The organism is Streptomyces sp. NPDC005774, from assembly GCF_042871645.1.
Classification (GTDB): Bacteria; Actinomycetota; Actinomycetes; order Streptomycetales; family Streptomycetaceae; genus Streptomyces; species Streptomyces pratens.
Map to the genome: position 1 here is coordinate 232,442 of NZ_JBIAIV010000007.1, position 6,211 is coordinate 238,652.

At 73.4% G+C, this 6,211-nt stretch carries 4 protein-coding genes; 3 read left to right on the forward strand and 1 reads right to left on the reverse strand.

What is annotated here, in order from left to right; translation table 11 throughout:
• Positions 1-165 precede the first annotated feature (165 nt).
• Complete coding sequence (locus tag ACFYQA_RS09820) at positions 166-687, forward strand: DUF1990 domain-containing protein (RefSeq protein ID WP_388914061.1); 522 nt, start codon at positions 166-168, stop codon at positions 685-687.
• Positions 688-879: 192 nt separating this feature from the next.
• Here the strand turns inward: ACFYQA_RS09820 and ACFYQA_RS09825 are convergent, their stop codons facing one another.
• Positions 880-3,516, reverse strand: a complete 2,637-nt coding sequence (locus ACFYQA_RS09825) for a glycosyltransferase family 1 protein (RefSeq protein ID WP_388914064.1) — start codon at positions 3,514-3,516, stop codon at positions 880-882.
• Positions 3,517-3,806: 290 nt separating this feature from the next.
• Between ACFYQA_RS09825 and ACFYQA_RS09830 the strand changes: the two genes are divergently transcribed.
• Both ACFYQA_RS09830 and ACFYQA_RS09835 read left to right on the forward strand, forming a co-directional pair.
• Positions 3,807-5,021, forward strand: a complete 1,215-nt coding sequence (locus ACFYQA_RS09830) for a S8 family peptidase (RefSeq protein WP_388914067.1) — start codon at positions 3,807-3,809, stop codon at positions 5,019-5,021.
• A gap of 332 nt (positions 5,022-5,353) precedes the next feature.
• Positions 5,354-6,211, forward strand: an 858-nt coding sequence (locus tag ACFYQA_RS09835; RefSeq protein WP_388914070.1) for a maltotransferase domain-containing protein, incomplete at its 3' end; no start/stop codon positions are given.

The window sequence follows — 6,211 nt, forward strand, 5'->3', positions numbered from 1 at the left end:
GGGCAGGCGTCCCGCACGGGCCGTGAAGCGCGGCCGTCATGCGCGGGCCGCGACGCCCGGCCCGTGAGCACCGCGTGAAGACGGGGCGCCGTCCCGGAGGTCCGGCCTCCGGGACGGCGCCCCGCCGTATGGGCGGCCCCGGTGGCCGCCCTACCCTTGGGTTCCATGTCTTCGGCGGACTTCACCTACGACCATGTCGGCGCGACCCGCGAGCCGGGTTTCTGCCCTCCCGGATTCCATCCCCTGCGCGTCCGCACCCGCCTCGGCGAGGGTGAGGCGGTCTTCCGCCAGGGCTCGGAGGCGGTCCTCACCTGGGAGCTGCACCGGGCCCTGGGGGTCGGGTTCGACCCCTCCGCCGACCGCGCGGCGCCCGGTGTCGACGTCACCGTCACGCTCGCCGGAGTGGTCCGGGCGCCCTGCCGGGTGGTCTGGACGGTGGAGGAGTACCGCAGAGCCGGCTGGGCCTACGGCACGCTGCCCGGTCATCCGGAGTGCGGCGAGGAGTCCTTCGTCGTGGACCGCACCGGTGACGGGACGGTGTGGCTGACCGTCTCGGCGTTCAGCAGGCCGGCCAGGTGGTACTCCCGTGCGGCCGGCCCGGCCGCACGCGGGCTGCAGCATGCCTACGCCCGCCGCTGCGGCACGGTCCTGCGCCGCCTCGCGACGGAGGGCCTCAAGGAGTTCTGAGGCCCTCCGCAGCATCCGCCCTACCAGGGCCTGTCCGGCGAATCACGCCAAAGGCGCGGGGTCCGGCACGTCTTCCTCCGCCTTGCGGCCGGACGCACCAGCCCCGCTCACCTGCGCTGACAAGGTGCCGTCGGCATCCTCCGACGTGATCCGCCGGACAGGCCCTGGCACCGTCCGCCCGCTACCGCCGCCTCACCGCATCAGTAACCCCGCGGCCCCCAGGACGTCCTCCGAGGGGACCGCGACCAGGCCCAGTTCCGTGCCCTGCGCCAGCAGCCGGTGGCTGGGCAGGATACGGACCGTGTAGCCGAACGGCCCGGTGCGGTCCAGGGAGAGCGGGCCCTCGTACACCCAGCGGCCCTCCAGGTCGGCGGCGCCCACCGGCTTCAGCGGCACGGGGGTCGCGCCGGTGATGCGGTCCTCCTCGTCCACCCGCCCGGAGACCGCCTGGACCTCGACGTCGTCCGGGCCCAGGTCGCCGAGGCCGACGCGCACCCGCAGCCCGAGGGTGGTGCCGAGTTCCGCCGTGCCCATCGCCTCCGACGTCTCGACGTGGTCGACGGTCACACCGTGCCAGGCGGCGCGCACCCGCGTCTTCCACCGGGCGAGGCCCCGCGCGGCGTCCGGGTCCATCGCGCGGTGGCCGCCGGCGGCGGGCTCGTACAGGCGCTCGACGTACTCGCGGACCATACGGCCGGCCAGCACCTTCGGCCCGAGCAGGCTCAGGGTGTGCCGGACCATCTCCAGCCACCGGTCCGGCAGCCCGCTCTCACCCCGCTCGTAGAAGCGCGGGGTGATCCGCTGCTCCAGCAGGTCGTACAGCGCGGCGGCCTCTATGGCGTCGCGCCGGTCGGGGTCGGTGCCCGCCCCGTCCGCGGTGGGGACGGCCCAGCCGAAATCGGGCTGGAACCACTCGTCCCACCAGCCGTCCAGCACCGAGAGGTTGAGGCAGCCGTTGAGAGCGGCCTTCATGCCGCTGGTGCCGCACGCCTCCAGCGGCCGCAGCGGGTTGTTCAGCCAGATGTCGCAGCCGGGGTAGAGCTTCTGCGCCATCGCCATGCCGTAGTCGGGCAGGAACACGATGCGGTGCCGCACACGGGGGTCGTCGGCGAACCGGACCAGCTCCTGGATGAGCCGCTTGCCGCTCTCGTCCGCCGGGTGCGCCTTGCCCGCGATCACGATCTGTACCGGCCGCTCGGGGTGCAGCAGCAGGTTCGTCAGCCGGTCCCGGTCCTGCAGCATCAGCGTCAGCCGCTTGTACGAGGGGACCCGCCGGGCGAACCCGATGGTCAGCACGTCCGGGTCGAGCACCCGGTCGATCCAGCCCAGCTCCGCCGTCCCGGCGCCGCGCTGCCGCCAGGAGGCGCGCAGCCGCTCCCGCACCTCCATCACCAGCAGGGTGCGCAGGGACCGGCGCAGCTCCCAGATGTCCTCGTCCGGGATGTCCGCGACCGAGTCCCAGCGGTCCGAGCCGCCGACGGTCAGTGCCTCCTCGGCGCGCTCGGCACCGATCTGCCGGGCGCCGAGCCGGAGCACCTCGGGGGCGACCCAGGTGGGCGCGTGCACCCCGTTGGTCACGGAGGTGATGGGCACCTCCTCGGGGTCGAATCCGGGCCAGAGCCCGGCGAACATCTCGCGGCTGACGCTGCCGTGCAGCAGGGACACGCCGTTGGCGCGCTGGGCGAGGCGCAGGCCCATCACGGCCATGTTGAAGAGGCCGGGTTCGCCGCCGGGGTACGTCTCCCGGCCCAGTCCGATGACGCGGTCGACGTCGATGCCCGGCAGTTCGGCGTCGGGGCCGAAGTGGCGGGCGACCAGGTCACGGTCGAAGCGGTCGATGCCGGCCGGTACGGGGGTGTGCGTGGTGAACACGGTCCCGGCCCGGACGGCCTCCAGGGCGGCGTCGAACTCCAGCCCTTCGGAGCCCAGTTCGGCGATGCGCTCCAGACCGAGGAACCCGGCGTGGCCCTCGTTGGTGTGGAACACCTCGGGCGGTGCGTGTCCGGTGAGCCGGCAGTACGCGCGCACCGCCCGCACACCTCCTATGCCGAGCAGCATCTCCTGGAGGAGCCGGTGCTCGCTGCCGCCTCCGTAGAGCCGGTCGGTGACGCCGCGTTCGCCGAGGTCGTTCTCCTCGACGTCGGAGTCCAGCAGGAGCAGGGGGACCCTGCCCACCTGGGCCAGCCAGATCCGGGCGCGCAGCGACCGGCCGCCGGGCAGCGCGAGGCTCACCAGGGCAGGCGTGCCGTCCGGCTCCTTGAGCTGGACGAGGGGCAGCTCGTTGGGGTCGAGGACGGGGTAGTGCTCCTGCTGCCAGCCGTCCCTGGACAGGCTCTGGCGGAAGTAACCGTGCCGGTAGAGCAGGCCGACGCCGATCAGCGGGACACCGAGGTCGCTGGCGGCCTTGAGATGGTCGCCGGCGAGGATGCCGAGCCCGCCGGAGTACTGCGGCAGGGCGGCCGTGATGCCGAACTCCGGGGAGAAGTAGGCGATGGCGGCGGGCAGTTGGTCGCTCTGCGGCCGGGTGCCGGACTGGGTCTGGTACCAGCGGTCGCCGGTCATGTACGTGTGCAGGTCGTCCGCGGCCGCGTCGAGGCGGTCCAGGAACGCGCGGTCGCCGGCCAGCTCGGCGAGCCGCTCGGGCCCCACGCTGCCCAGCAGCCGTACGGGGTCGCGACCGCAGGCGGCCCAGCATTCGGGGTCGACGGACTGGAAGAGGTCGCCGGTCGGCGCGTGCCAGGACCAGCGCAGATTGCGGGCCAGGTCGCTGAGGGGCCGGAGGGGGTCGGGGAGAACGGGTCGGACGGTGAATCGACGGATCGCCTTCAAATTCCACCTCGGCGCGAGTCGCGGTGCGGAGGGACGGCAGTGTGCGTCCGGTCGTCCCGCACGACACTACCGGCGGAAACGGCATCCACGGCGGAAGCCGGACAACCCGGTACCGGCGCGCCTCGGACCAAACGATTCACCGCAAGGCGGATATGGCCGATTCCCTGCCCGTAGGCGTCCTTGTGGGGCTTCGTTCCGCACGAGACGCTGCCACGGTGGCGTGCCGGCCCGCGCCGGGTGCACCCCGGCCCGCGGCACCGTACGCCGAGTCGAGGAGGGGAACTCGGACCATGGCACGGACGCGAACGCGGCGTCTGCGCCGGGCGGGGGGCATGACGGCGACCGTGACGGCGATCCTGTGCGCCGCGACGGTTTCGGCCGCGACCCTGCCCGCGCACGCCGCGCCCATGGGGCGGATATCCGGCGCCGGAGCACCCGGCTCCGTGGCAGGCAGCTACCTGGTGGCACTGAAGGAGGGGACCGCGGCCCGCTCGGCGGCGGGCAGAGAGCTCGCCGCACGCCACGGGGCGAGAATCAGCCATACCTACGGCACGGTGCTGAACGGCTACGCCGTCCGGGCGAATGCGAGACAGGCGGCGCGGCTCGCGGCCGACCCCCGGGTCTCCTCGGTCACCCAGGACACCCGGGTGACCGGGGTCGGCACACAGAAGAACCCGCCGTCCTGGGGACTCGACCGGGTCGACCAGCGGAACCTGCCGCTGAACAAGCGGTACGCCTCGCCGGACACGGCGGGTGCCGGGGTGACGGTCTACATCATCGACACCGGCGTACGGATCTCGCACCGGGACTTCGGCGGCCGGGCCCGGCACGGCTGGGACTTCGTCCAGAACGACCGGACCGCCCAGGACGGCAACGGCCACGGCACCCATGTGGCCGGCATCGTCGCGGGGAAGACGTACGGCGTCGCGAAGCGGGCCCGGATCGTCTCCGTGCGCGTGCTGGACAACGCGGGTTCGGGCACCACGGCCCAGGTGATCGCGGGCATCGACTGGGTGACCCGGAACGCGAAGAGGCCCGCGGTCGCCAACCTCAGTCTCGGCGGCTTCCACAACGCTCAACTGAACGCCGCCGTCCGCGCCTCCATCGCGTCCGGTGTCAGCTACACGGTCGCGGCGGGCAACGAGGCGAACGCGGCCGCGCTGTACTCACCCGCGGGGATCAGACAGGCGATCACGGTGGGCGCGACCGACCGGCAGGACAAGAAACCGGCCTTTTCCAACCACGGCTCGGCCGTCGACCTGTTCGCCCCCGGGGTCGCCATCACCTCGGCGTCCGCCACGAGCGACACCGGTCAAGTCGCCGCCTCGGGTACGTCGATGGCGTCCCCTCACGCGGCGGGCGCGGCGGCGCTGTACCTCGCCGGACACCGGCGGGCGACCCCGGCCCAGGTGGCGAACGCCCTGGTCAAGGGGGCGACGACCGGGAAGGTGAGCAGCCGCGGGCTCGGCTCGCCGAACCGGCTGCTGCGGGCGCCGGCACCCTAGGCGCCTCTCGTTCGGATCCGGCCCGATCCGAACGAGAGGCGCCTAGGGCTTGCTGACGGCTGCATGGGAGCGGCCCGTCAAGGACCGGCTCCGCCCTGCACGGGCGAGGCCGGTCTTGTGTGTCGACATACGCGTGAGTAGTTAACAAAGTGTCGGATTGCTCACCCGAATATGGTGGGAAGGCTCCTTCGGTACACCCCTCAGGAACACCGCCGTGCACCACGGAACACGACGGAGCATCACGGAGCATCACGCAGGCCCCCGCAGGACACAGCAGGACCCACCTCCCCACAGTCATCCGCCCACCTACGTTGACGCGGACAGGAGCGGTCATGCCCGCCAAGCACCCTTCGTCATCCCCTCCGACGCCCGACACCGAGGAGACACCGCCGGCGCCCGGTTTCACCGCACCGGCGCGGGCCGGTTCCGGGCCGCCTCCGAAGCCCGGCCCGCGCCCGTCCGCGAAACGCGGTTCCACAGCGTCTCCCGTCCGGCCGGGCGGCAAGGGCGGACATCCGGCGCCGGCGCCCGCCCCGTCGCCCGCCGCGGGAGCGAGCTCCGTGAGCGCCACCCCCGTAAGCACCGCCTCCGCAAGCGCCGCCTCCACCACCCCCGTAAGCGCCACCTCCGTGGGCCGTATCCCCGTCCTCGACGTCCGGCCGGTGGTCCGCGAGGGGCGCCGGCCGGCGAAGGCGGTCGTCGGGGAGACGTTCGAGGTGACGGCGACCGTGTTCCGTGAGGGGCACGACGCGGTGGCCGCCAACGTCGTCCTGACCGATCCCGAGGGCCGGCGGGGGCCGTTCACGCCGATGCGGGAACTGGCACCCGGCACCGACCGCTGGGGGGCCACCGTCACCCCAGGGGGGACGGGGCACTGGACGTACACCGTGGAGGCGTGGGGCGATCCGGTCACCACCTGGCGGCGCCACGCGCGGATCAAGATTCCGGCAGACATGGACACGGAGCTGGTCCTGGAGGAAGGTGCCCGGCTCCACGAACGGGCGGCGGCCCACGTTCCGGACCCGGCCCGGCGGGCCGCCCTCCTCACCGCCGTGGACGCGCTGCGCGACGCACGGCGTCCGGCGTCGTCCCGGTTGGCGGGGGCGTTGGTGCCGGAGGTGGACGCGGTGCTGGCCCGGTATCCGCTGCGGGAGCTGGTCACCGCCGGCGACCCGATGCCCCTGCTCGTG